This window comes from Nonomuraea purpurea (genome assembly GCF_042650645.1).
In the GTDB taxonomy this organism is placed as follows: domain Bacteria; phylum Actinomycetota; class Actinomycetes; order Streptosporangiales; family Streptosporangiaceae; genus Nonomuraea; species Nonomuraea purpurea.
In genome coordinates this window covers 41,915-68,659 of record NZ_JBHSBI010000001.1, presented here as the reverse complement: position 1 = coordinate 68,659, position 26,745 = coordinate 41,915, and the positions used below count along the sequence as shown (strand labels likewise).

Sequence of the window (26,745 nt, the reverse complement as noted above, 5' to 3'; positions counted from 1 at the left end):
CGGCCCACCGTCACGAAGGCGGTGGGCCGGCCCGCGTTTCAGCGCGTCATCCGCATGACGATCGGGCGGTGGTCGGACAGGGTCGTGGGCAGCACGGAGCCGCTGGTCGTGGTGATTCCCCTGGTGTAGACGTAGTCGATGCGGGCGCTGCCGTGGGTCGGCTGGTCGGCGTACCTGGCGCCGGTGTCCACCCAGCCCGCGCTCACGAACCTCTTGGACAGCGCGTCCGTGGGCGGGGCGTTGAAGTCGCCGGTGAGGATCAGGCCGGTCCGCGAGCCGAAGTAGTTCAGGACCTTGCTCGCCTGGGCCTCGCGGCGGGCCACCGAGGTCGCCGACAGGCCGGGCGACAGGTGGGTGCTGAACACCGTGACCGTCGCGCCGCCGCCGAGGTCGAGCTTGGCGCCGGCCATGGAGCGGTTGACGGGGCAGGTGGCGAAGTCCGTGAGCGGGATCGTCACCCGTTCGACGATCTTGAAAGAGGACAGGATCGCGTTGCCCGCCTTGCCCGGCTGCGGGTCGTCGCACGGGCCCACGTCGTCGCCCGCGCCGAAGTGGGCGTTGGCGGTGATGTCCCAGCCGAGCTCCTCGGCCAGCTCACGCACCTGGTCGGCGTCCGGCCTGCGGTGGATCTCCTGGAGGGTGACGACGTTGGCGCCGCTGTCGCGGATCACCTGGGCGATGGCCTTGGTGTCGGCGCTCTCGCCCTGGATGTTCCAGTCGAGGACGACCAGGTTGGTCGCGGCCGTGGCGGGGGTCGTGGTGGCGGTGAGGGTGATGAGGGCGGCTACGGCGATCATGATCACACGCATGCCCTGGATCCTAGGGACCTCGCCACCGCCCGTACAGGTCAGCAACCATCCAGAACGGTCTTCATCGCGTCCTTCTCCGCCGAGGTCACCCAGACCCCGTACTTGGACTTCACCTCGATCTGGCGGGCGATGTAGGTGCACCGGTACTCCTTGCGCGGCGGCAGCCAGGTTGCCGCGTCGGAGTCGCTCTTCTGGCCGTTCAGCGGGCCGTCCACGGCCATGAGGTTCAGCGGGTCGTTGGCGAACTCCTTGCGCTTGGTCGCCGGCCACTGCTGGGCGCCCTTCTGCCAGGCGTCCGACAGTGGTATCAGGTGGTCGATCTGGACGGCGGTGCTGGTGTTCTGGCCGCGCTTGAACTGGATGGTCTTGCCGCTGTACGGGTCGTTCAGCGTGCCGGTCAGCACGATGCAGTCGCGACTGCCCGACTTGAACGTCTCGTTCTCCAGGTCGCGTTTGAGGATGTCGTTGCGGGTGTCGCAGCCGTTGTGGTCGACGTCCGCCCAGGCCGGGCCGAACTCGTCGCGGTCGAAGCCGGTCTTCGGGGCCCGGCCTTTGACCGTGAGCTTCGCCAGCTTGTCGCGGGCCTGCGACACCGAGGCCGAGTCGGGCTTCGAGGCGTTGGAGGCGTTCGACTGTGCTTCGAGTCCTCCGCAGCCGGTCAACATCGTGATGGCGGCCAGACCGGCCATGAACGCGCGAACCCGCACGTGTACCCCCAGACCTCGTTTTTCGTAAAGTCTAGGGAAAGAATGTGCCGATAAATGTCCTTATAACGCCATGGTTGCGTCTATCAGCCACTCTGCCAGGTATTTCGCGTACGACGATCGCACGTAGACGCGGTAGGTGTCGGGGCCGCGCCGTTCGAGGATGACCGAGGTCCTGCCGAGCAGGGTCTGGGCGTGGCCGGGGAAAACGGACGGGTGCAGGTCGATCGGGCAGCCGGTGATCAGCACGTCGTGGGCCGAGGGGCCGGAGAGCTCCAGGATCGTCCGCTGGCCCGACACGTCCACCCAGCCCGGCCGCGCGGCGACGTCCCCGCCGACGAACCACCAGGACGGGCCCAGCCGCAGGCCCGTGCCCGGGTCCGCGTCGCGTACCTCCCACATGGGCTCGAACGGGACCTCGCGCAGCCGCACGGCCGGGCCGCTCACGGCCTCGAAGCGGGCGGCGAACGCCGCGGCGGGGCTCTGCGCCTGCGGCACCCGCTCGCTGGGCGGGACCACCCTGGTCAGCGGCTCGCCCTCGCGGCGGGTGTTGTCCGGGTCGTAGAAGACGGGCGGCACCACCGTCACGGCGTGCCGCGCCCCTCCCGACACCGCCACCAGCCTGTCGCCGGACGCGACCCCCCTGACCATGGCGAGACTGAACGTGCGTCCGAGCGCCGCACTGGCGTAACTGGAGGTCACGTGCCCAAGCATCGGCACCGGCGAACGTGCCGCCGCGTCGTCCTGCGCGGCCCGTGCGAGCGGATCGGTTGCCGTGTCGTCGAGCGCGTCCTGCGTGACGAGTTGCGCGCCCTCCTCCACCAGCGCGGCCGGGTCGTCCGGCAGCAGGCCGACCAGGCGTTTGCGGTCGTCTCGCGCGGTGTCCACGCGCGCGTGGGAGCGCTTGCCGACGAAGTCCGGCTTGCGGCGGGAGACGATCCACGACATGCCGAGGTCCTGCGGGGTGACGGTCCCGTCGGTCTCCTGGCCGACGATCGCGAAGCCCTTCTCGGCCCGCAGCACGTGCATGGTCTCGGTCCCGTACGGCACCGCCCCGAGCTCCAGCACCGCCTCCCACAGCGCCCTGCCGTACGCCCACGGCACGTTGACCTCGTAGGCCAGCTCGCCGGAGAAGCTGATCCGAAACACCCGCCCCGGCACGCCGAGCACGTGGACGGCCGCGTACCGCATGAAGGCCAGCTCCACCGCGCCGGGCGCGACGGCGGCGACGACCTCCCGCGCGCGGGGCCCGACGACGGCGACCGTCGCCCAGTGGTCCGTGACCGAGGTGAACGACACCTCCAGCTCCGGCCACTCCGTCTGCCGCCACTCCTCCAGCCAGTCGAGCACGGCGGCGGCGTTGCCCGTGGTCGTGGTCATCAGGAAGTGGTCGTCGGCCAGCCTGGTGGTGGTGCCGTCGTCGAACACCATCCCGTCGGCCCCGCACATCAGCCCGTAGCGGCAGGCGCCGACGGGCAGGGTCGAGTACATGTTGGTGTAGACGCGGTCCAGGAACGCGCCCGCGTCGGCGCCCCTGACGTCGATCTTGCCGAGGGTGGAGGCGTCCATGGCGGCCACGGCGGTGCGGGCCGCGCGGCACTCGCGCAGCACGGCGGCCTCCATCGGCTCGCCGTCCTTGGGGAAGTACCAGGGGCGCTTCCACTGGCCGACGTCCTCGAACACGGCTCCCCTGGCGACGTGGGCGTCGTGCATGGCGGTGGTCCTGACGGGGTCGGACAGCGCGCCGCGATCGCCTCCCGCCAGGGTGGCGAAGGACACCGGCGTGTACGGCGGGCGGAACGTGGTGGTGCCGACCTGGCCAGGCGCGGCGCCGAGGAGCGCCGACATGACGCCCACGACGACGGCGCCCGACGTCTTGCCCTGGTCGGCGCCGGTGCCCGCGGTGGTGTAGCGCTTGACGTGCTCCACCGAGCGCATCCCCGTCCCGGTGGCTCTGGCCAGGTCGGCCACGGTCACGTCCCGCTGCAGGTCGGCGAAGGCGGGCTCGGCGGAGTCTCCCTCGACCCACCACAGCGCCGCCGGGGGCCGCAACGGCCGCTCGTCACACTCGGGCACCCTGAACGCGCCCGCCGCGGGCCGGGCTTCGGCGATCGCCGGTTCGGCCGTCGCGGACCGGGCCTCGGTGAACGCCGCCCCACCCGCCGCCGACCGGGCCTTGGCGAGTGCCAGTTCCGCCGCCTCCGCCCCGGCCGCGTACCCGTCCGCGATGGCCTCGCGTGTCCCGTACAGCCCTCTGCACGCCCCGGCGGAGCGCTCGCCCTGCGCCGACGTGCCCGGCACGAACGCCTGCAGGCCCTCGTCGAAGCGGACCCTTCCCTGCGACTGGCTGAACAGGTGCACGGCCGGGTTCCACCCGCCTGCCACGGCCAGCAGGTCGGCCGCGAAGTGCCGCTCCCCCACCTGGACGCCGACCAGCACGCCGGAGGCGTCGCCCGTGGTGCCGGTCACCACCCGCCCCGCCAGCGCCTCCGGCGTGAGCGCCGAGGGGCGGGGATCGACGACGGCCACGATCTCCACCCCGGCCGCCGCGAGGTCGCGGGCCGCCTCGTACCCCGAGTCCGCGCACGCGAACACGACCGCCCGTCGCCCCGGCAGCACCCCGAACCGGTTGACGTAGGCGCGGGCGGCCGAGGCCAGCATCACGCCGGGCCGGTCGTTGCCGGGGAAGGCGAGCGAGCGTTCGTGCGCCCCCGTCGCCAGCACCACCCTGCGGGCCCTGATGTGCCACAGCCGTTCGCCGTGCGTCCGACGCTCCACGGCCACCACGTAGTTGTGGTCGTAGTAGCCGACGGCCGTGGTCCTGGTGAGCACCCGGGCGGGCAGCGCGAGCCCGTCGACCCAGTCCAGCGCCGGTGCGCCGTCCAGCAGGAGGCGGCCGCTGCGCAGGTCGCCGCCGAGGCGCGGCTGGTCGTCCACGAGGATCACGCGCGCGCCCGTCCGCCCGGCGGCCGAGTACGCGGTCAGCCCGGCGGGCCCGCCGCCGACGACCAGCACGTCGCAGTGCAGGTAGGACTTGTCGCAGCGCCGCTCGTCGGCCGCGTCGAGATCCACCCGCCCCTTGCCGCGCAGGCTCCAGGCCTCAAGGCCCTCGTAGAGCTCCACGGTCGTGGCCGCCAGCATCGGGTCGGCGCCGACCCGGACCAGGGCGTTCGGCTCCTCGGGGCCGGCGGTGAAGATTCCGCGCGGCCGTCCGAGCGTCACGCTGCGTCCCACCACTCGCACCCCGTTGCGCAGCAGCGCGGCGGCCAGCGTGTCGCCCGGCTCGCCGCGCAGCGCACGCCCGTCGAAGGTGAACCTCATGGAGCCTTCCTGATCTCGTGGGTGACGGTGTGGCGCTCGACGGCGAACCAGGTTCTGCACCCGTGGGTGTGGAACCAGCGTTCGCGGAACCAGCCCTTGGGGTTGTCGCGCATGAAGACGTAGGCGGCCCACTCCTCGTCCGACACCTCGCGGGTGGGGCAGGCGATGCCGGCCTGGCCGCCGTAGTGGAACTCGTTCTCGTCGCGTGGGCCGCACCAGGGGCACTCGATCGACAACATCAGTGCGCCACCGCCGCCGCGCCGTGCTCGTCGATGAGCGCCCCCGTCGTGAACCGCTCCAGCGCGAACGGCTCCGCCAGCGGATGCGGCCGTTCGCAGGCGAGAGTGTGGGCGTAGACCCAGCCGGAACCCGGGGTGGCCTTGAAGCCGCCGGTTCCCCATCCTGCGTTGATGTAGAGGCCGTCGACGGGCGTCGGGCCGATGATGGGCGAGGCGTCGGGCGAGACGTCCACGATCCCGGCCCACGTCCGCAGCACCCGTACCCGGCTGAAGATCGGGAACAGCTCCAGCGCCGCCGCCATCTGCGCCTCGATGACGTGCACGCCGCCGCGCTGCCCGTAGGAGTTGAAGGCGTCGATGCCCGCCCCCATGACGAGTTCGCCCTTGTCGGCCTGGCTGACGTACACGTGGACGGCGTTCGACATCACCACGCAGTCGAGCACCGGTTCCAGCAGCTCCGACACCAGCGCCTGCAGCGGGTGCGACTGCAGCGGCAGCCGGATCCCGGCCAGCTCGGCCAGGACGGAGGTGTGCCCGGCGGCGGCGAGCGCGACCTTGCCGGCCGCGATCGGCCCACGAGAGGTGCGCACGCCCGTGACGCGGTTGCCGGCGATCTCGAAGCCGGTGACCTCGCAGCCCTGGATCAGGTCGATCCCGCAGGCGTCCGCCTTGCGGGCCAGCGCCCACGCCACGTGGTCGTGCTTGGCGATCCCGCCCCGCCGTTGCAGCGTGGCCCCCATGACCGGGTAGCGGGCGCTGTCGGAGACGTTGATGATCGGGCAGAACTTCTTGACCTCGTCCGCGTCGAGCCATTCGGCGTCCACGCCGTTGAGCAGGTTGGCGTTGACCCTCCTGCGGCCCTCGCGCACGTCGCCCAGGTTGTGCGCCAGGTTGAGCACGCCGCGCTGGCTGAAGCGCAGGTCGTAGTCCAGTTCGTCGCTCAGCCCCTCCCACAGTTTCAGGGAGTGCTCGTAGATCGCGGCGCTCTCGTCCCAGAGGTAGTTGGAGCGGATGATCGTGGTGTTGCGGGCCATGTTGCCGCCGGCCAGCCAGCCCTTCTCCAGGACGGCGACGTTCGTCAGGCCGTGGTTCCTGGCCAGGTAGTAGGCGGTGGCCAGGCCGTGCCCGCCGCCACCGACGATCACCACGTCGTAGGAGGGTTTCGGGTCGGGGTTGCGCCAGAGGAAGTCGGGGTGGGTCAACATCTGATCTTCTCCATCCCGGGGTCGTACAGCGGCTCGGCGGCGACCTCCGCGGGGACGCGACGGCCGAAGTAGGAGATGTCGACAGGTGTTCCGGGCTCTGTGAGCTCGATCGGCAGCCAGGCGTAGGCGATGGGCCGCTGGATGGTGTGGCCGTAGGCGGCGCTCGTGACGTACCCGACCGTGCGGCCCGCGTGCCGTACCGGCTCCTTGCCCATGACGACCTCGGCGCTGAGCAGCGGCACCAGCTTGCGCGTGACGTCGCTGGACAGCGCGTCACGGCCGATGAAGTCCTTGTCGGTCCTGACGGCGAAGCCCAGCCCGGCCTCGTACGGGTTGTGCTCGGTGGTCATGTCGACGCCCCACAGCCGGTACCCCTTCTCCAGCCGCAGGCTGTTGAAGGCGGCCCGGCCGCCGGCCGTCGTCAGCCCCGGGTCCCACAGCGTGTCCCACAGCTTGAGCCCCATGTCGGCGCCGGTGTAGAGCTCCCAGCCCAGCTCGCCCACGTAGGAGACGCGCATCGCGAGCACCGGAACGTGCCCGATGTATCCGCTCTTGCAGGTGAAGTAGCGGAAGTTCTCGTTCGACACGTCCATGTCGGTGAGGTCCTCGATCAGCCCTCGTGCCCACGGGCCCCACACGCCGACGCAGCACGTGCCCGGCGTCAGGTCGCGCACCCGCACCCCGACGGGCGCGTGCCTGGTCAGCCAGTCGAGGTCGAGGTTGCCGTTCGCGCCGATCTGGAAGACGTCCTCCTCCAGCCGCGCCACCGTGAGGTCGGAGCGGATGCCGCCCTTGACGTCGAGCAGCAGCGTGTAGGTGACCGAGCCGGGCTTCTTGTCCACGTTGTTCGTGGTCATGCGCTGCAGGAACGCCGCGGCCTTCGGCCCGCTGACCTCGATCCGCTTGAGCGGGGTCATGTCGTAGAGCGCCACCCGCGCCCTGGTCGCGTACGACTCGGCGGCGGCGACCGGCGACCAGTAGCGGGAGGCCCATTCGTCGCGCTGCGCCACGCCGAGGGACTCGACGGCCTCCTGTTCCTCCAGCAGCGGCACGTTGGCCTCGAACCAGTGCGGCCGCTCCCACCCCGCCGACTCCAGGAAGTACCCGCCGAGCTCCCGCTGGCGCGGGTGGAACGGGCTGGTGCGCAGGGGCCGCGGCGATTCCATCGGCTGCAGCGGATGGATGATGTCGTAGACCTCGACGAAGTTCTGCCGGCCGCGCTCCTCGACGTAGGCCGGCGAGAGCTGCGCCTGCTCGAACCGGCTGAGCTCGCACTCGTGCAGGTCGTATCCGCTGCGCCCGTCCACGAGCACTTCGGCCAGCGCCCGCGCGACCCCGGCCGAGTGCGTCACCCAGACGGCCTCGGCCAGCCAGAACCCGTCGAGCTGGGGTGCTTCGCCGATCAGCGGGAAGCCGTCGGGCGTGAAGGAGAAGATCCCGTTGATGCCGTCCTGGTACTTGGATCCGGCCAGGGCCGGCAGCAGTTCGACCGCGTCCTGCCAGGCGGGCTCGAAGTCCTCCTCGGTGAACGCCTGCACCGAGGGCATCGTGGTGCCCTTGGGGGCGATCTCGTCCTGGGCGACCGGCATGGGGCGGTGCGCGTAGGAGCCGATGCCGATGCGGTCGCCGTGCTGGCGGAAGTACAGGTCGCGGTCCTGGTGGCGGAGGATGGGGCCCTGCGGCTGGGGCGGCAGGGGGCCGGACTTCGCGTACTGGTGGGCCAGCGGCAGCAGCGGCACGCTCAGCCCGACCAGCCTGCCGATCGAGGGCCCCCAGAAGCCCGCCGCGCACACCACCACGTCGGCGGGGATCGTCCGGTATTCGCCGCCGGTCAGCACCGAGACGCCGGTGACCCGACCGCCCTTCTGGTCGATGCCCACGACCGTGTGGCAGGGCAGGAACCTGGCGCCGCGTTCGACGGCCCGCGACGCCTGGGCCTGACCGCAGGCGACCGCGGCGGCCAGCCCGTCGCCCGGCACGTGGAACCCGCCGAGCACCTCGGCCCGGTCGAGCAGCGGCCACAGCCGCACGCACTCCTCGGTGTCCACCAGCCGCGCCTCGACCCCCCACGACTCGGCCCAGCCGTGTTTGCGGCGCAGATCGGTCCAGCGTTCTGGGGTGGTGGCCACTTCCAGGCCGCCGACCTGGCGGAAGCAGTCGCCGCCGAGGCTCGCGTACTTGCTCACGGTGTAGGCGGCGAACTCCGTCATCGTCTTCGACGGGTTGGTCTGGAAGACCAGGCCGGGCGCGTGCGAGCTGGAGCCTCCCGCGGCGAAGAGCGGCCCCTGGTCGACGACGGTGACGTCCGTCCACCCCCGCTCGGTGAGCTCGTCGGCGAGGGCGCAGCCCACGATCCCCGCCCCCACGATCACCAAACGGGGCCGACTCATGACGCCTCCGGTTGTTCCCTAATACGCAACACGTACCGGACTACGCAACGACCTTAAAGCCCTGCCCACCTCTGAACAAGACTGCCAAAAGGGCGTTTCGCGGGCCGTGTGGACCGCCGGACGCGGCCCGCCATACGCTGAGTCGGGATCATGGCATGTCAGGAAGAGGTGACATGGCGCAGCGGCGCTTACTTGAGGGGCTCGGCGTCACCGTGACAGAGGAGGGCGCCTACCGCGCGCTGCTCCGGCACGGCCCCGCCACGCTGAGCGAGCTCGCCGCAGAAACCGGCTCGTCCGTGACCGCCATCCGGCGCATGCTGCCCCGGCTGGAGGACCTCGGACTGATCTCGCGGGTGGCGGGCCGGCCGCTGCGGCTGATCGCCACGCCTCCGAACATCGCCATCGACATCCTCGTCGCCCGCCGCCAGGAGGAGCTGACCCACAGCAGGGCGGGGGCCGCGCTGCTGGCCACCGAGGTCGCCGAGCGCAGCGGGCCGCATCCGGAGGAGGTGCTGGAGGTGGTGACCGGGCGCGACGCCGTGGCCCGCCGCTATCTCCAGCTCGAACGCAACGCCTCCAGGGAGATGCTCGTGCTGGTGCATCCCCCCTACGCGGTGGACATCAGCGACGACCGGGAGAACCGGCGGCGAGCCGCCCGCAAGGGGGCGCCCACGCGCGGGATCTACAGCACGCAGGCCTTCGAGCACCCCGGCATGCTGGCCCACACCCGCCGCGCCATCGTCGACGGCGAACAGGCCAGACTCGGCCAGGTGCCGGTGAAGCTGGCCGTCGCCGACGCGCGCACCGCCATCCTGCCCCTGGTCTCCGACGCGGACCGGGCCGTGGAGAGCGCCCTGGTGGTGCACCCGTCGGCGCTGCTCGACGCGCTGGTCGGGCTGTTCGAGACGCTGTGGCGGGCCGCGGTGCCGCTCCGCCTGGCCGCGGAGGAGTCGCTGGAGCCGGAGGGGTGGCCGCAGGCGGCCGACACGGAGGTGCTGGCGCTGCTCGCGGCCGGCATGAAGGACGACGCCATCGCCCGGCAGCTCGGGCTCAGCCCGCGCACGGTGCAGCGCCGCGTCCAGGTGTTGTGTGAGCGCCTCGGCGCCAGGACCCGCTTCCACGCCGGTTTCCTGGCCGCCCGGCGCGACGTGCTGAAGTGAGTCAGGTGAGCAGCAGCCCGCCGTCGACCGGGAGGGTCACCCCGGTGATGTACGAGGCCGCGTCGCCGGCCAGGAACACCGCGGCGGCGACCAGCTCGGCCGCCTCCCCCGCCCGCTTCATGATCACCCGCGACTGCGTGATCTCCTCCACGTAACCGGGTTTGTACTGCTCGGTCATTTCCGAGGCGAAGAACCCCGGCTCAAGGCAGTTGACCCTGATGCCGCGCCGCCCGCTCCACTGCTGGGCCAGGTCGCGGGTGAGCCCGGCCACCGCCGCCTTGGAGGCGGTGTAGGCGGCCTGCGGCAGCCCCGCCGTGGTCTCGCCGAGCACGCTGCCGACGTTCACGATGGACGAGCCGGGACGCATCACCCGCGCGCACGCCTGCGCCATCCAGTACGTGCCATGGAGATTGACGTCGATGACCCGCCGGAACTCCTCGGGCGTCTCGCGCAGCGCGGGCACGGCCGTGCCGACGCCCGCGTTGTTGATCAGCACGTCGACGCCGCCCATGGCCTCGACGGCCGCGGCCACGAGCGCGTCGCACTCCTCCGGCCGCGACACGTCGGTCTGGACGGCCAGGCACCGGCGGCCGGTGCGCTCGACCAGCCGCCGTGTCTCCTCCAGCCGCTCCGCGCGCCGGGCGCCGATCACGACGTCGGCGCCCGCCTCGGCCAGGCCCTCGGCGAAGGCCACGCCCAGCCCCGAGGAGGCGCCGGTGACGATGGCGACCTTGCCCTCGAGGCCGAAGCGCGCCGGCACGGCTAGAGCCCGTATTCCTTGACGATGCGCTCGTGCCGCTCGACCTCGACGTCGATCTCGCGGGCCAGGTCGAGCCAGGCCAGCGGGTGCACCCACCGCTCGGTGGCGTCGTCGAGCAGCGCGTCGACCTCGGAGGGCGACACCTCGGGCGGCACCGCGACCCAGCCGAACACGCCCGGCAGCGACTCGCCGCTGGTGGGGTGGGTGACGGCGTAGTTCTCGTCGCTGTAGACCCACATGGGCCAGCCGCGCTCGGCCATGACCTCGGTGAACTCCGCCCAGTCCTCCTCGCTCGGCGCGGCGCCGTCGAAGAAGTAGCTGGCGTAGCCGCCGGGCCGCAGGATGCGCACGGCCGCGAACGGCGGCACGAAGTTCTGCTGCTCCTGCGGGTCTTCCGGGACGGGCTCCAGCAACTGCGGGTCGAAGACGACCAGGTCGCCGGCGTTGTAGTCCATCCCGCGCGGCTGCGGCAGGGCCAGCCTGGCCGTGGCGGGGCCGGTGCGGATCGACAGGACCTGACGCTGGCCGCCGTCGGGGGCGGGGAGGATGACCCTGATGAGGCCCATCTCCTCCTCGATCGGGCCCTCCTTCGACTTGATCGGCATGCCGATCTTGGCCGCGCCCTTGCGGACGGTCTCCCAGTCTTCCGCCGAGGTGGCCATGACGACCATGCGCCAGACGTCCTCGTCGGGGAGCTCGTCGAGCACCTCCAGCAGCACCTCGGCCGCCCTGGCGTTCTGGTCGATCTGCTGGGCGGCGCCCGACAGCAGGCGGCGGGCGTCGACCCCGGCACCGGCCGCGATGGCGTGCTCGGCGTTCTCGACGGTCTCCGTCCAGCGCTCGCGGGCGCTGTGGAGCCTGGCCAGCGTGAGGTACTGGGCGTCGTGCGGCAACATCGCGGCCATCTGCTCCAGCCGCTCGTCCTGGCGCGCCTCGATGAGCAGCGTGGTCAGGTAGGCGACGTCGTCGGAGTCGGCCGTGGCGATGTCGCCGCTGTCGACCAGCAACTTCCAGTAGATGTCGGCGCCGGTGGCGGGGTAGCCGAGGAAGCCGAGCGTGGTGGTGTGGCGGCGGGTGGACTCGAGGTCCTTGCCGGACAGCGGCGCCAGCCAGCCGACCCACTTCTCCGGGTCGGCGTTGAAGCCGTCGGCCGCGTCGAACAGGCCGACGCGCTCCTCCAGCGGGCCGGGGGCCTCGGACTCGGCGGTGGCGTCGGCGGTGGCGCGCAGCGCGGCGATGCGCTCGGCCAGCTCCTCGGCCTGGCGCAGCTCGGCGGCGCCCGACTCGGCCAGGTCGGCCAGCAGCCTGGCCTGCCACACGCCCTGCCTGGCGATGGCCAGGTCGCCGGCGACCAGCGCGAGCTCGACGCGGGCGCGGTAGCCGCCCATCATGCCGAAGTAGTCGACCCACTGGCGCAGCACGCGGCCGAGCTGCCAGGTGTTGGTGATCTGCGAGGAGCCCGCCAGCTTGGCCACGGCCTGCGACCACTCCGTGAACACCCGCGGGTGCTCGCCGACCACGTCGAGGTCGGGCAGCGCGTCGACGGCCTCGGCGGTGCGGCCGAGCGTGGCCAGGATCAGCGCCCTGCGCACGCCGTCGCGGTGCTCCTTGGCCACCGGGTCGTCGGCGGCGAACTCGGCCGCCGCCTGCAGCGCGGCGAGCGCGTCGTCGGCGCGGCCGACGGCCAGCAGGGCGCGGGCGCTCTCGGCGCCGAGCTCCCAGCTCGCCTCACGGCCGGCGACCTTCAGCCGCTCGACGGCGGACTCGGCGTAGGTGACGGCCTCGCCCGGCTTGCCGGCGTCGATCAGCGCGGCGACGTACTGCGTCACCAGGCCGGTGAACGCGGGCTTCTCCGGGCTCATGCCCTCGATGTGGGAGCCCAGGGTCTCCAGGCGCTCGGCGGCGTAGCCGGGGCCGTCGGTGTTGGCCCACGCGATGGCCAGCGCCTCGACCGCCGCAGGGGCGGCCGGGCACTCGCGCACGTCTTCGCGCTGGGCGAACGCCAGCAGCTGCTGCGCGTCGTCGATGGCCACCGCGCCCTGGGCCCGGTCGCCGATACGGCCGATCAGGTGCCAGTAGCGGGCGTAGAACTCGAGCCAGGGCAGCTCAAGCGCCTCGGCCTGCTGGGCGATGGCCGGGGCCATGACGTCGAGCTGCGGGTATCGCCCGTCATAGGCCTGTGCGGGAAGGTCTCCCAGCGCCATGGCGAGGCCAACGTTGCCCGCCTCGGAAAGCTGCTGCTGGGTGTCGCCGACCCAGGCCCAGATGTCCACGTCCATGGCAGGCAAGTCTGCCAGGTCAACGAGCGTCCCCAAAACGCAGAAGCTCGATCAGCTCGTCCGATTCACCGTCGTCGAGGACCGAAAACATCGGAGCCATCAGATCGTCGGTCGTCTCTTCCACGGCCGCCCGCCGCGCCACGACGCCGGGGCCGGGGGTGGGGTAGGGCTCCGGCCAGGTGAAGTACGCGGCGATCCGCTCGCCGGTGACCTGCCCGAACGGCGTGGCGTCGTGGCCGGTCGCGAGCGTGGCCTCCAGCGGGCTCAGGCCCGCCGCGATCACGGCGTTGGCGTGCAGCGCGCCGCGCAGTTCGCGGACGACGTGCGCGAGTTGCGCGGCCCGCGCCGGGGCGTCGTCGGCCAGCGGCACCGCCCGCCAGCCCGCGAACAGCGGCGCCCCCGTCGAAGGGGCCGCGTCCACGACCTTGCGCAGCAGCTCGGCGAGCCTGGCGCAGCCGTCGTAGCCGCCCAGTTTGCGCCTGCCCCAGGCCCTGCACGCCTCGGCGTAGAGCTCGACGGCCTGCTCGACGGGGAGCTTGCGGCCGCCGTTCCAGCTCTCCTCGACGTGCCGAGGCGGGAAGAAGACGGCGACCGAGGTGACCACGTCGGCCGCGCACTCGCCCAGGACGCCGCAGCGGCCCCTGAAGTAGAGCTCGCGGGGGCCGAGGCCGTGTTCGTCGCAGACGGCCTTGGCCTCTCTGGAGACCATGAATCCGCCGCCTATCTGGCCGATCGGCGCCCTGACCTGGACGGCGGTGGTGCGTGGGTCAGCCATGTCCACCCCTCAGTTCGTGGAATGGACCCAGCTTCCCCCAGGAGAACCTTATTCTGCAAGCGTCAGCTCGCCGCTGGCCACGATGACGGCGGGGCCGGAAAGGTGGCTCGTCTCCTCCTCCAGGATCACCGTCAGCGTGCCGCCGACCACCTCGACCGTCCAGGTGCCGGTCGTCTCGCCCGCCAGGTTCGCGGCGGCGACGGCCGTGGCCACCGCGCCCGTGCCGCAGGATCGGGTCTCGCCGGAGCCGCGCTCGTAGACGCGCATGACGGCGCGGTGGGGGCCGACCGGGTTGAACAGCTCGATGTTGACGCCCGTGGGGAAGACGCCGGTGTCGAAGCCCGGCTGGTGGCTGAGGTCGAGCTGGACGACGGGCTCGCCGGTGGCGCAGGCCAGGTGCGGGTTGCCCATGTCGACACGGAGCCCCGTGTACTCCTGGCCGCCGACGGTCGCCACGCTCTCGCCGCCCACGACGGGCTTGCCCATGTCGACCGTGATGTCGCCGTTGGGCTCGACCCTGACCCCGCGCACGCCGCCCCTGGTGGCCACCGCGAACTCCGTCTGGTCGGCCAGCCCCGCGTCGATCAGGTAGCGGGCGAACACGCGCACGCCGTTGCCGCACATCTCGGCCACGCCGCCGTCGGCGTTGCGGTAGTCCATGAACCACTCGGCCGCCGCCGCGTGCTCGGCCACCTCGTGGCTCTGCTTGGTGCGCATCACTCTGAGCACGCCGTCGGCCCCGATGCCGGCTCTCCTGTCGCAGATCCTGGCGACGAACGAGGCGCTGATCTCCGCCTCGCCGCCGAGATCAGGAAGGATGATGAAATCGTTCTCGGTGCCGTGCCCCTTGAGAAAGCGCATTCTAAAAGTTTATGCGCACGAGTGCTCGGAGATTCGCGCGAGGGCTCGTTCAAGCAGGTCGGGGGCGTCATAGGGCAGCCAGCACACCCGTGGGTCGCGACGGAACCACGACTCCTGCCTGCGGGCGAACCTCCTGGTGGCCCTGACCGTCTCCTCGATCGCCTGCTCCTCGCTCCACTCGCCCTCCAGGAAGCGGATGACCTGGGCGTATCCAAGAGCGCGGCTCGACGTGCGCCCCTGCTCCAGGCCCCGGCCGAGCAGCCCGCGCACCTCCTCGACGAAACCCGCCCGCCACATGCGCTCGACCCTGAGCTCGATCCGCTCGTCCAGCTCCGGCCGCGGCACCTCCAGGCCGATCTGCACGCTCGGGTAGACGGCGTCGTAGGACGGCATGGTCGCCGAGAACGGGCGTCCCGAATGCTCGATCACCTCCAGCGCGCGCACGATCCTGCGGCCGTTGCTCGGCAGGATGGCCGCGGCGGCGGTGGGATCCTGGGCGCGCAGCCGCTCGTAAAGCGGGGCCGGGCCGCGCTCGTCCAGCTCGGCCTCCAGCCTGGCCCTGATCCGCGGGTCGGTGCCGGGGAACTCGAGGTCGTCGATGGCCGCCCGCACGTACAGGCCGCTGCCGCCGACCAGCACCGGCACCTCGACGGAGTCGAACACCTCCCTGGCCAGCCGCTGGTACTCGGCCACGCTGGCCGTGACCGTGATGTCCCAGATATCCAGCAGGTGGTGGGGCACCCCGCGCTGCTCGGCGAGGGTCAGCTTGGCCGTGCCGATGTCCATGCCGCGATAGAGCTGCATGGAGTCGGCGTTGACGCACTCGCCCCCCAGCCGGAGGGCGAGGTCCACGGCGAGATCGGACTTTCCTGCCGCCGTGGGGCCCACGACGGCGATGACAGACTGCTGGCGCACACCCACCAGTGTCCTAGAGATCCAGGAGCGTCGGCTGCAGGTAGCCCTCGTGGGTCAGCAGCCACCGCTTGGTCTCCACGCCCTCGCCGCCGCTGAAACCGCCCAGTCCGTTGCCCGCGACGACGCGGTGACAGGGCACGATGATCGGGATCGGGTTGGAGCCCATGATCGAGCCGATGCCGCGCGCGGGCACGCTGGAACCGCTGCGGGCGGCCAGTTCTCCGTAGGTGACGGCGGTGCCGTACGGGACCTCGTGCAGCGCCCGCAACACCCGCAGCCGCGACCCGGACATGAGCCGCCAGTCGACAGGCGTCATGAAAACCTTCAGTTCCCCGGCGAAATAAGCATTCAGCTCGGCGACGGCGAAGGCCGTACGATCCGCATCATGAACCTCCGCCAGGTCGAGCCGGTCGGCCAGCCGCCCACGCGACGCCCAGCCGGACGCGACGAGCCCGATCTCGGTGACGGCCAGCTCGAACGGGCCCACCGGCGTCGGCACCTCGGCGAAGGCGACCGTCTGTCCTTGCGCGGCCATCATGTCCTCTCGTGAACTCGTGGTGCTCGGCACCTCCAGCGCGGTTCCCACCCGCCACCGTAACCACAACGGCTATTTTCTGCGCTGGGACGGTCAAGGCTTTCTTTTCGACCCGGGTGAGGGCACGCAGCGGCAGATGGTGCATGCGGGGCTGAGCGCGAACGACGTCCACTGGCTCTGCCTGACCCACTTCCACGGCGACCACTGCCTCGGCGTGCCCGGGGTGGTGCAGCGCATCGCCCGCGACAAGGTCAGGCACCCGGTGAACGCGGTCTTCCCCGCCTCCGGCGAGACCTACTGGCGGCGGTTGCGGCACGCCGCCGCGTTCGCCGACACCTCGGTCGTGGCCGAGCATGCGATCTCCGGGCCGCTGGCCGGTGTGGGGCCGCTCGTCGCGCGCCGCCTGTCCCATCCCGTCGAGTCGTACGGGTACCGCGTCCAGGAACCGGACGGCCGGCGCATGCTCCCCGAGAAACTGGCCGCCCACGGCATCCGCGGGCCGGAGATCGGCGAGCTGCAGCGCACCGGATCCGTGCGCGGCATCACCCTCCAGGAGTGCAGCGTGCCCAGGCCGGGGCAGAGCATGGCGTTCGTCATGGACACCCGGCTCTGCGACGCCGTCTTCGAGCTGGCCTGGGGCGTGGACCTGCTGGTGATCGAGTCCACGTTCCTGTCCTCAGAAGGGGCACTGGCCAAGGAGTACGGGCACCTGACGGCGTTCGAGACCGGGGTGGTGGCGGCCGACGCGGGCGTGCGGCGGCTGGTGCTGACGCACTTCTCCGAGCGGTACGGGTTCGACGACGAGCCGGCCTTCGTCGCCGAGGTGCGGCGCAGCTTCGACGGCGAGGTGGTGCTGGCCCGTGACCTGATGAGGATCCCGGTGCCGCGGCGTCAGGTCGTCCACAGGCTGGCGAAGTAGCCGACGCCGTAGGGGGCGCGCGACCCCGGCCCTCCGTCGCGTCCATGCCCCAAGGGCGCAGGGTGCCCGTACGGGATCGTCGCCTCCGCGCCGCCCACCGCGATCAGCACGTCGGGACGTGAAGCGCGTCGATCGCGACGCGGCAGGCGGTGCACGATCAGCGGGGTGGGCGGGCAGACGGCCGCTGCGACAAGCGCAAGCGTACTTGTCAGTATGGCGTGCGGCCCTTTCGGGATCGGGGGCTCAGCAGCCGTCCTTGGCGCATTGACCCGCGACCTCGCCCGCCGGGCCCTTCGCCGGGGTGTCGGCGCCCGACGTCTGCGGCGGCTTGGTGGGGGACGTCGTCGAGGGCTTCTTGCCGTCGCCGCCCGTCGCGGAGTTCGTGCCCTTCGAGTCGCCGGCGCGATCGGTGCCGGAGGAGCCCGTGTCGCCGGCGGGGTCGCCCACCGGGCCGCCGTCGGTCGCGACGTCTCCCATGCTCCCGTCGTCGGACAGGTCGCCGTTCGGGGCGTCGGTGGCGGCGTCGCCCATGGTGGCCTGGTCGTCCTGGGGGGTGTCGCCGTTCGTGCCGGCGCTCTGAGAGGTCGCGGGACGGCCGCCGCCGCCCTGTTGCGCGGTCTCGGCGGGGTTGCCCGCGAGCAGGTATCCGACTCCGCCGGCGGCGAGCACGGCGACGAGCGCCGAGGCCGCGATGACGACGATCTTCTTCCTGCCTTCCGCGGGTTTGGCCCGCGAGCCGGTTCTCCTCGATTCCAGGCGGGTGTCCCCCGGCCCGGCCAGGATCTCCTGGCGATCGGGCTCCATCGGATCTTGCATTGTGGTGCGACTCCTCGCGGTCGTATCGGGAAAGCTCACCGGCTTCCGCGGGTGATGGACCACACTAGCCGCAACAGAGGAATGCTCGCACACCAATCACAAAGGAATCACGACTTGTCCCCCCTTAGATCCATTTGCCCAGGTAGCCGCGCCAACCTGGCACCCGTGGCCGGAGCAGCCGGGGTACTCGTCACCGCAGCCCTGGGGATTTACCTGGCATTCACCAACGGGCAAGAACCGCCGCGACAAAGCTCACAGGAAATCGATCGACTTTCCCCAAGATCGAATTCCTCTGCGCCATTGACCTCTTACTCTCCGTCGAACACAACCTCACCGACGACATCAAATGGACCGTTCCACATCCCGGCTGCGAAGCCGGAGGGAATTGCCTCCTGGCCGCTTACATCCCCCTGGATTCAGGCCGTTCCGCCGCCCGAGGCTTTGGGATTGGTCACACCGTCGCAGCCATTGAGGCCGCCCTCCCCGGACGGGCCTGTGGAATCGGTCACAGACCCGCTGGCCTCGATCACGGAACTGCTGCCCGCATCGCCCGCCGGCCCGTCGACGGCTCGCCCCGCTCCTCGTCCGCAACGGTCCACAGCTCCCCCAGAGCCACCTCAGAGGCGGTCGGCGGGGACGCGGCAGGACGAGCCGTCGGCACCCAAGGCATCCCCTCAGCCGCCGCCTCAGGAGCGTTCAGCCCCCAAACCCGCCGACCCGGCCCCGCCGGCTTCTCGGGGCGGGCCCCCTGATCCCTGCGCCACGTTCAACGACTTCCGCCGCGACCCCTGCTACGGCCTCCTGGAACGCCTGACCCGCCGCTAATCCTTCACCCGCCCTCGCCAAACGACCGGCGAGGGCACCCCACCCTCACCGACCCGGCACCAGTTGCCAACACCCCTGGGCCAACTGGCGGCCCCATGGATGCGCCCTCCGGCCTTGGGCGGGTCGGTCGCCGGCTTCGGGCGGGCCGGTTGCCGACGGCCCCTGGGCGGGCTGGTTATCGGTGGCCGCTTCACGGGCGGGGCCTGGGGTGGCAGCGCGGCCGCCGTCCCAGGCCGTCCGATGGTGTTGGGGCCGGGTGAGCCGGAACGGCGGTGGTTCAGGTCAGGAGGTTGAGCAGGTGCTGGTCGGTGTGGCAGAAGGGGCTGGGCGGCCGATGGTGGGCATGCCCAGGAGCACCCCCGCCCCACTCCCGGAAGGCGTGCCCTGGCGGGATTCCCAGGCGTCCCCCGCCCGGGTGCGGCGCACCGACAGCGCGCCCCCGTCCGCCACCAGGTGGTGCGGCGCGGCGTAGGTGACCTCGACCGTCACCATGTCACCGGGCCGAGGTGTCTCGGCGCCCACCGCGAAGTGGACCAGCCGGTTGTCGGAGGCGCGCCCCGACAGGCGGCGGGTGGTGTCGTCCTTGCGCCCCTCGCCCTCGGCCACGAGCACCTCGAGCGTCCGCCCCACCTGCTTCTTGTTCTCCTCCCACGAGATCTCCTCCTGCAGCGCCACCAGCCGCTCGTAGCGCTCCTGCACGACCTCCTTGGGGATCTGGTCGGGCATGGTGGCCGCGGGCGTGCCGGGGCGGATGGAGTACTGGAAGGTGAAGGCGTTGGCGAAGCGGCTCTGGCGGACGACGTCAAGGGTGGCCTGGAAGTCGTCCTCGGTCTCGCCGGGGAAGCCGACGATGATGTCGGTGGAGATGGCGGCGTCGGGCATGGCGGCGCGCACGCGTTCGATGATGCCCAGGTAGCGCTCGGCGCGGTAGGAGCGGCGCATCGCGCGCAGCACCCGGTCGGAGCCCGACTGCAGGGGCATGTGGAGCTGGTGCATGACGTTGGGCGTCTCGGCCATGGCGGCGATCACGTCGTCGGTGAAGGCCGCCGGGTGGGGCGAGGTGAAGCGGACCCGCTCCAGCCCGTCGATGTCGCCGCAGGAGCGCAGCAGTTTGCCGAAGGCCAGGCGGTCGCCGAACTCGACGCCGTAGGTGTTGACGTTCTGACCGAGCAGCGTCACCTCGAGGACGCCCTGCCCGACCAGCGTCTGGACCTCGGACAGGACGTCGCCGGGACGGCGGTCCTTCTCCTTGCCGCGCAGCGAGGGCACGATGCAGAAGGTGCAGGTGTTGTTGCAGCCGACGGAGATGGCGACCCAGGCGGCGTAGGCCGACTCGCGCTTGGTGGGCAGCGTGGAGGGGAAGACCTCCAGCGACTCCTTCAGCTCGACCTGGGCCTCGCCGGCGATGCGGGCGCGTTCGAGCAGCACCGGCAGCGAGCCGATGTTGTGGGTGCCGAAGACGACGTCGACCCACGGCGCCTTGCGGACGATCTCGCCCTGGTCCTTCTGCGCCAGGCAGCCGCCGACCGCGATCTGCATGCGGGGGTTGCTCATCTTGGCGGGCCGAAGGTGGCCGAGGTTGCCGTAGAGGCGGTTGTCGGCGTTCTCCCGCACGGCGCACGTGTTGAACACGACCACGTCGGCGGCCTCGCCGTCGGGGGCGGGCACGTAGCCGGCGTCCTCCAGCAGGCCTGACAGCCGTTCGGAGTCGTGGACGTTCATCTGGCACCCGTATGTGCGCACTTCGTATGTGCGGGCGCCCTCCTGGGTCACAGTCATGGCGCATTCAAGGGTAGTCGGTGTCAGCCTTGACGAGGTCCGTACCGATCTAAAAGGCCAGCTTGATGGCATGATGTGATCGGATCGGTACCACCCGGTTAGTGCACAACGCTCTAACGGCCTCTACGTTTTACTGCATGACGGAGAACGGCGACGCCACTCCACTCGTGCAGATGGAGAACGTCAACAAGCACTTCGGGGCGCTTCATGTCCTGAAGAACATCAACTTGACCGTCTCTCGTGGTGAGGTGCTGGTCGTCATCGGCCCATCGGGCGGCGGTAAGTCAACTCTCTGCCGCACGATCAACCGGTTGGAGACCATCAGCGACGGGAAAATCATATTTGACGGCCAGTCCCTGCCCGAGGAGGGCAGAGCGCTGGCCAGACTGCGTTCCGACGTCGGTATGGTTTTCCAGTCGTTCAACTTGTTCGCCCACAAGACCATCCGAGAGAACGTCACGCTCGGCCCGATCAAGGTGCGCGGCAAGGCGAAGGACGCCGCCAACACGCGGGCGATGGAGTTGCTCGAACGGGTGGGCATCGCAGCACAGGCGGACAAATACCCGGCCCAGTTGTCCGGCGGTCAGCAGCAGCGTGTCGCGATCGCCAGGGCGTTGGCCATGGACCCGAAGATGATCCTGTTCGACGAGCCGACTTCCGCACTGGACCCCGAGATGGTGCAGGAGGTCCTCGACGTCATGATCGGGTTGGCTCGTGACGGGATGACGATGATGGTCGTCACCCATGAGATGGGATTCGCCCGCAGGGCCGCCAATCGGGTGGTGTTCATGGCGGACGGGCAGATCGTGGAGGAGAACACCCCCGACGAGTTCTTCACCAACGCCCAGACCGACCGCGCGCGCGATTTCCTTTCGAAGATCCTCACGCACTGAACTATCAAGGCAGGTACACATGCACATGCGTCGAACGGGAGCGGTGCTCTCCGTGGTGGCACTCGCCGCCGGCCTGACCGCTTGCGGCGGCGGTGACCAGACCTACGCCAGCGTGCTGGAGAAGGTCCAGGGTGCCAGCAAGATCGTGGTCGGCACCAAATGGGACCAGCCGAGCCTGGGTCTGAAGATGGGCAACGAGCCCGAGGGATTTGACGTCGACGTGGCCAAGGCCGTGGTGAAGGAACTGGCCGGCGGCAAGGACGTGCAGATCGAATGGAAGGAGTCGGCCTCCTCCAACCGTGAGCCGTTCCTGCAGAACGGCACGGTCGACATCATCTTCGCCACCTACTCCATCACCGAGGAGCGCAAGGGCAAGGTCTTCTTCGGCGGCCCGTACGTCGTCGCCCACCAGGACGTGATGGTCCGCGGGGACGACACCGCGATCAACACGCCGCAGGACCTCAAGGGCAAGAAGATCTGCAAGGCCGCGGGCTCCAACTCCTACAAGCGCATCACCGACCCGCCGCCGGACGGCGAGCTCAACATCGCCGCCACGACGGTCGACGCGGCCAACTACTCCGAGTGCGTGCAGAAGCTGACCGGCAGCAACCTCGACGCGGTCACCACCGACGACCTGATCCTGGCGGGCTTCGCCAAGCAGGCCGCGCAGGCAGGCGGCAAATTCAAGGTGCTGGGCCAGGGCTTCACGGACGAGAAGTACGGCGTCGGCCTGAAGAAGGGCGACACCAAGACCTGCGAGGCCGTCAACACCGCGGTGAAGAAGCTGTGGGACAACGGCACCATGAAGCAGCTGCTGGACAAGTGGTTCGGCGGCATTCAGGGCCTGAAGCTGTCCGACACGGCCCCTCCGGCAGAGGGCTGCAGCTGATCACACCAGAGGCGGCGGTCGGTGCCCCGGCCGCCGCCGCCCTATGCGGTGGAGCACGATGGAAGATCTGATTAGGTACGCGCCCGACCTCGCGCAGGGGTTCCTGGAGAACGTCAAGCTCTCCATCGTCGGCGCGATCACCTCCTTGATTCTCGGCACCGTCCTCGTGGCCATGAGGGTGTCCCCCACGCCGGTCCTGCGCGCGGCGGGCACGATCTACGTCAACGTGGTGCGCAACACCCCGCTGACCCTGGTGCTGGCCTTCTCCGCACTCGGTCTCAGCGACACGCTCGGCCTGGTGTTGTCCGGCGAGCCGCGGACGAACTCGTTCTGGATCGTCGCGATGGGCCTGTCGGCCTACACGGCGGCGTTCGTCTGCGAGGCCCTGCGGTCCGGCATCAACACGGTGCCGATGGGCCAGGCGGAGGCGGCCAGGGCGATCGGGCTGACGTTCACGCAGTCACTGACGATGATCATCCTGCCCCAGGCGTTCCGCGCGGTCATCGCGCCGCTGGGCAGCGTGATGATCGCCATGATCAAGAACAGCACGGTGGCGGTGGCCGGCGGGTTCGCCGCAGACATCGCGGCCAACATGAAGGAGGCGTTCGACCAGGTCGGCGCCTCGATTCCGATCTTCATCGGGGTCGTGATCGCCTTCATGGCCGTGACGCTGCCGATCGGCTACCTCACCGGCTATCTGGCCCGGCGTCTGGCGGTGGTCCGATGAGCACCACCGTCCTGTTCGACGCTCCCGGGCCGCGCGCCCGGGCACGCAACATCCTGCTCACGCTCATCAGCCTCGCCGCGGTCGGGGCCGTCCTGTACGGCATCTACGACGGCTTCGACGCCAAGGGCCAGTGGGAAGGCAGGATCTGGCAGCCGTTCCTGCAGTGGGAGACGTGGCAGTTCTACATCTTCCCCGGCCTGCTCGGCACCCTGGAGGCCGCCGCGGCGGCCGCGGTGCTGGCCCTGCTGTTCGGCGCGGTGTTCGGCCTGGCCAGGCTCTCCGACCACGCCTGGATCCGGGTCCCGGCCGGCGTCGTGGTGGAGGTCTTCAGGTCCATTCCGCTGCTGCTGCTGATCTTCTTCATCTTCTACCTGGCGCCGGCGGTGGCGGGCAGCGGCGACTACTCGTTCATGGCCGTGGTCGTGGGCCTGATGCTCTACAACGGCTCGGTGCTGGCCGAGGTCGTCAGGGCGGGCGTGCACTCGGTGCCCAAGGGCCAGGCCGAGGCCGCGTACGCCGTGGGCATGCGCAAGAACCAGGTGATGCGGCTGGTGCTGCTGCCGCAGGCGGTCACCGCGATGATGCCGGCCATCGTCAGCCAGCTCGTGGTGTTGCTGAAGGACACCGCGCTCGGCTACATCATCGCCTACGTCGACCTGCTCAACACCGGGTTCAAGATCCTGCCGGCCCGCTTCTTCGGCTCGCTGATCCCGGCGGCGATCGTCATCGGCATCATCTACGTGGCGCTGAACATGGCGCTGAGCTACCTGGCCACCTGGCTGGAACGGCGCAGCAGGCGCAGCCGCAAGACCGCGGCGGCCCCCGTCGCGGCGCCCGGTTCCCTCGGGGTGAGCGCGGGCGTCGGCGGCGCGGGCCCGGCTCAGGACAAGCCCGACGACTGACCCTTCGGGCGGCGGGCTTTCGAGCCCGCCGCCCGTCCTTGCCCGCGGATCCTCAAGAATCCCCCACTTCTGCGTCGCGGGCGGTCCACAGAACGGCCCGCGCGGATTACCCATGGTCGTGGCGGAAAGATGCTGACCATGCGTGGGGCGACGCTCGTTGCTGCCGCCGCGGTGGCGGTGAGCCTGGCGGCGTGCGGTGGCGGAGGGTCGTACACCACCGTCGTCGACAAGATCAAAGGTGCCCGCAAAGTCTCCGTCGGCACCAAGTGGGACCAGCCTGGCCTGGGGCTGAAGACCGGGCCGGGCGATCCTCAGGGATTCGACGTGGACGTCGCCCGGTACGTCGTCAACAAGCTCTCCGGCGGCGTCCCCGTACAGATCACCTGGCGGGAGTCGCCGTCGTCCACCCGCGAGGCGCTGCTGCAGAACGGCACCGTGGACATGATCTTCGCCTCCTACAGCATCACAGAAGCGCGCAAGTTCAAGGTGACGTTCGGCGGCCCGTACGTGATCGTCCCGCAGGACACGATGGTCCGCGCGAACGACACCGGCATCAAGACGGTCTACGACGTGCGCGGCAAGCGGCTGTGCCTGGCGGAGGGCTCCAACTCCTACAAGCGCATCGTCGACCCGCCGCCCGACGGCCTGCTGAACCTGCCGGCGAAGCTGGTGCCCGCGGCCAACTACTCCGACTGCGTGCGCAAGCTCGAAGAGCACCAACTCGACGCCATAAGCACCGAGAATCTCACGCTGGCCGGGTACGCCGAGGCGGAGCCGGGCAAGTTCCGGCTGCTGAACCAGCCGATCAGCAACGAGAAGTGGGGGATCGGGCTGAAGAAGGGCGACACCAAGACCTGCGAGGCCGTGAACGAGGCGGTCGTCCAGATGTGGAGAGACGGTACGACCACCGCGTTGCTCCACAAATGGTTCGGCCACGCGGGGCTGAAGCTGCCCTCGTCGCTGCCGCCGCCCGAGGGATGCCCCTGAACTCGGGGGACCGCCCCACGCGCTCGCCGATATTCCGGCAGGATGCGGGTATGCCTTTCTGGCCCTCCCCCATTTCGACACGAGACGTGGCCGGGTCCGGTGTGCGTCCCGGCTGGCCCACAACCCGAGGCGGCCGGGTGTGGTGGACCGAGGAGCGTCCCGATGAGGGCGGGCGCACCACCATCGTGTGCCGCGCCGCCGACGGAAGCCTTCGTGAGCTGCTGCGGGCTCCGTGGAGCGCGCGCACCCGGGTCCACGAGTACGGCGGCAGGCCGTACGCCGTAACCGGTGACGGCGGCATAATCTTCGCCAATCTCAAAGATCAGCGCCTCTACGTCCTTGACGACGACCCCGATAACGGCGAGCCGAAACCCCTCACCCCCGAGGGATGCCGGTACGCGGACCTGATGATCCACGACGGCCAGGTGTGGTGCGTGCGCGAGCACCACGCCGAGGACGGCAAGGTCACCAGGGCCATCGTGTCGATCCCGCTGGACGGCGGCGAGATCCGCGAATGGGCCACAGGCTGCGACTTCTACGCCTCCCCCACCATCTCCCCCGACGGGCGGCATCTCGCCTACGTCTGCTGGAACCACCCGCGCATGCCATGGGACGGCACCGAACTCCGCATCACCCCGCTGGCGGGCGGCGTCTCGTGGAAGGTCGCGGGCGGCACCTCCGAGTCCGTGCTGGCCCCGGAGTGGAAGGACGACGCCCGCCTCTACCTGGTCTCCGACCGTTCCGGCTGGTGGAACCTGCACGAGATCGGCCTGCGCGGAGACGGGGCGCGGGCGGTGCACCCGGCCGAGGAGGAGTTCGCAGCGCCGCCGTGGTGGCTCGGCGGGCGGCCGTACGCGCCGCTCGGCGACGGACGCCTCGCGGTCCTGCACGGGCGCGGCGACCTGCGGCTGGGCGTGCTCGATCCGGCCTCGGGGACACTCACCGACCTGGAGGTGCCCTACGCGGGGTGGGAGGGGGCGCTGACGGCCGAAGGCATGACGGTGGCCGGCATCGGGTACGCCGCCACGGTCCCCCGATCGGTCGTCACCGTGGACGTGCCGGCCCGTCCGGGCGGGTCCGCGGCTCTCGTGCGGGACGTCGACCAGCTACGTCCCGCACGGGCGGCGGCGCTCGCGCAGGACACCGACCAGCTACGTCCCGTACGGGCGGCGGCGCTCGCGCGGGACATCGACCGGCTCCCCGACCCCTCCTACCTGCCCGCCCCGCGGGCGGTCCGGGTGCCGGGCCGCGACGTCCACGCCTACCTCTACCCGCCCCACGCCCCCGCCGTCGAGGGCGCCGAACCGCCCTACGTGATCTTCGTGCACGGCGGCCCGACCTCGCACGCCGTCAGCGCGCTCGACCTGGGGAAGGCGTTCCTGACCTCGCGCGGCATCGGCGTGCTCGACGTCAACTACGGCGGCTCCACCGGCTACGGCAGGGCCTACAGGGAACGGCTGAAGGGCCAATGGGGCCTGGTGGACGTGGCCGACACGGTCGCCGCCGCCGAATGGCTGGCCGCCGAGGGCCTGGCCGACCCCGCCAAGATCGCCATCCGCGGCGGCAGCGCGGGCGGCTGGACCGTCATGGCCGCCTGCTGCCGTTCAGGGGTGTTCGCCGGCGGCGTGTCCTACTTCGGCGTCAGCGCCCTCGCGCCGCTCATCGCCCACACCCACGACTTCGAGTCGCGTTACGTGGAGTGGCTGGTGGGGCCGGAGGATCCGCAGGTGTACGCAAGTCGCGAACCGCTCGGCCTGGTGGACGGCGTCTCCTGCCCCATGCTGCTCCTCCAGGGGCTCGACGATCCCGTGGTGCCGCCCGAGCAGTCGTCCGCCTTCGCCGACGCGCTGCTGGAACGCGGCGTGCCGTGCACGTACCTGTCCTTCGAGGGCGAGTCGCACGGCTTCCGCCGCACCGAGACACGCACCACGGCGCTGGCCGCCGAACTCGCCTTCTACCAGCAGCTCTTCTACTAGCAACTCCTTGCCCGGCCACCGACACGGGGCTACCGGCAGCTTTCGGCTGACCACGCCGCGGCCTCCCGCAGCCGTTCAG

Annotated in this window: 23 protein-coding genes; 8 read left to right on the top strand and 15 right to left on the bottom strand. The window is 70.8% G+C overall.

The annotated features are described in order from the left end of the window. Positions 1 to 38 precede the first annotated feature (38 nt). The 6 genes from ACFOY2_RS00310 to ACFOY2_RS00285 are packed head-to-tail and all read right to left on the bottom strand — an operon-like array spanning position 39 to position 8,668. A complete protein-coding gene (locus ACFOY2_RS00310) occupies positions 39 to 809 on the bottom strand; it encodes an endonuclease/exonuclease/phosphatase family protein (RefSeq protein ID WP_379525837.1) in 771 nt (256 codons plus the stop codon). Between the two features lie 38 nt (positions 810 to 847). Beyond that, positions 848 to 1,516 (bottom strand): HNH endonuclease family protein, encoded by a 669-nt coding sequence (locus ACFOY2_RS00305; RefSeq protein ID WP_379525836.1) that lies wholly within the window; start codon positions 1,514 to 1,516, stop codon positions 848 to 850. Between the two features lie 60 nt (positions 1,517 to 1,576). After that, complete coding sequence (locus ACFOY2_RS00300; protein ID WP_379525835.1) at positions 1,577 to 4,834, bottom strand: 2Fe-2S iron-sulfur cluster-binding protein; 3,258 nt, start codon at positions 4,832 to 4,834, stop codon at positions 1,577 to 1,579. After that, positions 4,831 to 5,073 (bottom strand): sarcosine oxidase subunit delta, encoded by a 243-nt coding sequence (locus ACFOY2_RS00295; RefSeq protein ID WP_379525834.1) that lies wholly within the window; start codon positions 5,071 to 5,073, stop codon positions 4,831 to 4,833. The genes ACFOY2_RS00300 and ACFOY2_RS00295 overlap by 4 nt, the downstream gene beginning before the upstream one ends. Next, positions 5,073 to 6,278: a sarcosine oxidase subunit beta family protein gene (locus tag ACFOY2_RS00290; protein WP_379525833.1), complete on the bottom strand. Its 1,206-nt coding sequence runs from the start codon at positions 6,276 to 6,278 to the stop codon at positions 5,073 to 5,075. The genes ACFOY2_RS00295 and ACFOY2_RS00290 overlap by 1 nt, the downstream gene beginning before the upstream one ends. After that, positions 6,272 to 8,668, bottom strand: coding sequence for a GcvT family protein (locus tag ACFOY2_RS00285; RefSeq protein WP_379525832.1), 2,397 nt, complete (start codon positions 8,666 to 8,668; stop codon positions 6,272 to 6,274). The genes ACFOY2_RS00290 and ACFOY2_RS00285 overlap by 7 nt, the downstream gene beginning before the upstream one ends. Positions 8,669 to 8,841: 173 nt before the next feature. Here ACFOY2_RS00285 and ACFOY2_RS00280 point away from each other — a divergent pair, with 173 nt between their 5' ends. Next, positions 8,842 to 9,828: a winged helix-turn-helix transcriptional regulator gene (locus ACFOY2_RS00280; RefSeq protein WP_379525831.1), complete on the top strand. Its 987-nt coding sequence runs from the start codon at positions 8,842 to 8,844 to the stop codon at positions 9,826 to 9,828. Between the two features lies 1 nt (position 9,829). Here the strand turns inward: ACFOY2_RS00280 and ACFOY2_RS00275 are convergent, their stop codons facing one another. Genes ACFOY2_RS00275 through ACFOY2_RS00250 form a run of 6 tightly spaced genes read right to left on the bottom strand, consistent with a single transcriptional unit; the run spans position 9,830 to position 15,956 of the window. Next, entirely contained in the window at positions 9,830 to 10,588 is a 759-nt protein-coding gene (locus tag ACFOY2_RS00275) for an SDR family NAD(P)-dependent oxidoreductase (protein WP_379525830.1), read from the bottom strand. A 2-nt stretch (positions 10,589 to 10,590) separates the two neighbouring features. After that, positions 10,591 to 12,867, bottom strand: coding sequence for a tetratricopeptide repeat protein (locus ACFOY2_RS00270; protein ID WP_379525829.1), 2,277 nt, complete (start codon positions 12,865 to 12,867; stop codon positions 10,591 to 10,593). Between the two features lie 19 nt (positions 12,868 to 12,886). After that, on the bottom strand, positions 12,887 to 13,642 hold the full coding sequence (locus ACFOY2_RS00265; protein ID WP_379525828.1) for an SCO6745 family protein: 756 nt from the start codon (positions 13,640 to 13,642) through the stop codon (positions 12,887 to 12,889). Positions 13,643 to 13,690: 48 nt separating this feature from the next. Beyond that, a complete protein-coding gene (gene dapF / locus ACFOY2_RS00260; RefSeq protein WP_379525827.1) occupies positions 13,691 to 14,503 on the bottom strand; it encodes a diaminopimelate epimerase in 813 nt (270 codons plus the stop codon). A 9-nt stretch (positions 14,504 to 14,512) separates the two neighbouring features. After that, positions 14,513 to 15,418: a tRNA (adenosine(37)-N6)-dimethylallyltransferase MiaA gene (gene miaA / locus ACFOY2_RS00255; RefSeq protein ID WP_379525826.1), complete on the bottom strand. Its 906-nt coding sequence runs from the start codon at positions 15,416 to 15,418 to the stop codon at positions 14,513 to 14,515. A gap of 13 nt (positions 15,419 to 15,431) precedes the next feature. Beyond that, on the bottom strand, positions 15,432 to 15,956 hold the full coding sequence (locus ACFOY2_RS00250) for a methylated-DNA--[protein]-cysteine S-methyltransferase (RefSeq protein WP_379525825.1): 525 nt from the start codon (positions 15,954 to 15,956) through the stop codon (positions 15,432 to 15,434). On the opposite strand from ACFOY2_RS00250, the gene ACFOY2_RS00245 reads away from it, so the two are divergent. Next, the gene (locus ACFOY2_RS00245) at positions 15,955 to 16,872 is read left to right on the top strand and encodes a ribonuclease Z (RefSeq protein ID WP_379525824.1); all 918 of its coding nucleotides are present in this window, start codon (positions 15,955 to 15,957) and stop codon (positions 16,870 to 16,872) included. The two genes, ACFOY2_RS00250 and ACFOY2_RS00245, sit on opposite strands and share 2 nt — an antisense overlap. On the opposite strand, the gene ACFOY2_RS00240 is transcribed toward ACFOY2_RS00245, so the two are convergent. The 3 genes from ACFOY2_RS00240 to miaB all read right to left on the bottom strand — a co-directional run bounded on the left by ACFOY2_RS00240 (position 16,845) and on the right by miaB (position 20,292). After that, the gene (locus ACFOY2_RS00240) at positions 16,845 to 16,982 is read right to left on the bottom strand and encodes a hypothetical protein (RefSeq protein WP_379525823.1); all 138 of its coding nucleotides are present in this window, start codon (positions 16,980 to 16,982) and stop codon (positions 16,845 to 16,847) included. The genes ACFOY2_RS00245 and ACFOY2_RS00240 overlap by 28 nt on opposite strands. A gap of 133 nt (positions 16,983 to 17,115) precedes the next feature. Continuing rightward, positions 17,116 to 17,688, bottom strand: a complete 573-nt coding sequence (locus ACFOY2_RS00235) for a hypothetical protein (protein WP_379525822.1) — start codon at positions 17,686 to 17,688, stop codon at positions 17,116 to 17,118. 1,107 nt (positions 17,689 to 18,795) lie between these two features. Further along, entirely contained in the window at positions 18,796 to 20,292 is a 1,497-nt protein-coding gene (gene miaB / locus ACFOY2_RS00230; RefSeq protein WP_379525821.1) for a tRNA (N6-isopentenyl adenosine(37)-C2)-methylthiotransferase MiaB, read from the bottom strand. Between the two features lie 173 nt (positions 20,293 to 20,465). Between miaB and ACFOY2_RS00225 the strand changes: the two genes are divergently transcribed. The 6 genes from ACFOY2_RS00225 to ACFOY2_RS00200 all read left to right on the top strand — a co-directional run bounded on the left by ACFOY2_RS00225 (position 20,466) and on the right by ACFOY2_RS00200 (position 26,666). Next, entirely contained in the window at positions 20,466 to 21,185 is a 720-nt protein-coding gene (locus ACFOY2_RS00225; RefSeq protein WP_379526432.1) for an amino acid ABC transporter ATP-binding protein, read from the top strand. A 19-nt stretch (positions 21,186 to 21,204) separates the two neighbouring features. Continuing rightward, a complete protein-coding gene (locus ACFOY2_RS00220; protein WP_379525820.1) occupies positions 21,205 to 22,074 on the top strand; it encodes a glutamate ABC transporter substrate-binding protein in 870 nt (289 codons plus the stop codon). Between the two features lie 58 nt (positions 22,075 to 22,132). Next, positions 22,133 to 22,801, top strand: coding sequence for an amino acid ABC transporter permease (locus ACFOY2_RS00215; protein WP_379525819.1), 669 nt, complete (start codon positions 22,133 to 22,135; stop codon positions 22,799 to 22,801). Continuing rightward, the gene (locus tag ACFOY2_RS00210; protein WP_379525818.1) at positions 22,798 to 23,703 is read left to right on the top strand and encodes an amino acid ABC transporter permease; all 906 of its coding nucleotides are present in this window, start codon (positions 22,798 to 22,800) and stop codon (positions 23,701 to 23,703) included. Before ACFOY2_RS00215 ends, ACFOY2_RS00210 begins: the two co-directional genes overlap by 4 nt. Before the next feature lie 138 nt (positions 23,704 to 23,841). Further along, entirely contained in the window at positions 23,842 to 24,690 is an 849-nt protein-coding gene (locus ACFOY2_RS00205; RefSeq protein WP_379525817.1) for a glutamate ABC transporter substrate-binding protein, read from the top strand. Between the two features lie 50 nt (positions 24,691 to 24,740). Then, on the top strand, positions 24,741 to 26,666 hold the full coding sequence (locus ACFOY2_RS00200; protein ID WP_379525816.1) for a S9 family peptidase: 1,926 nt from the start codon (positions 24,741 to 24,743) through the stop codon (positions 26,664 to 26,666). Positions 26,667 to 26,745: the final 79 nt, after the last annotated feature.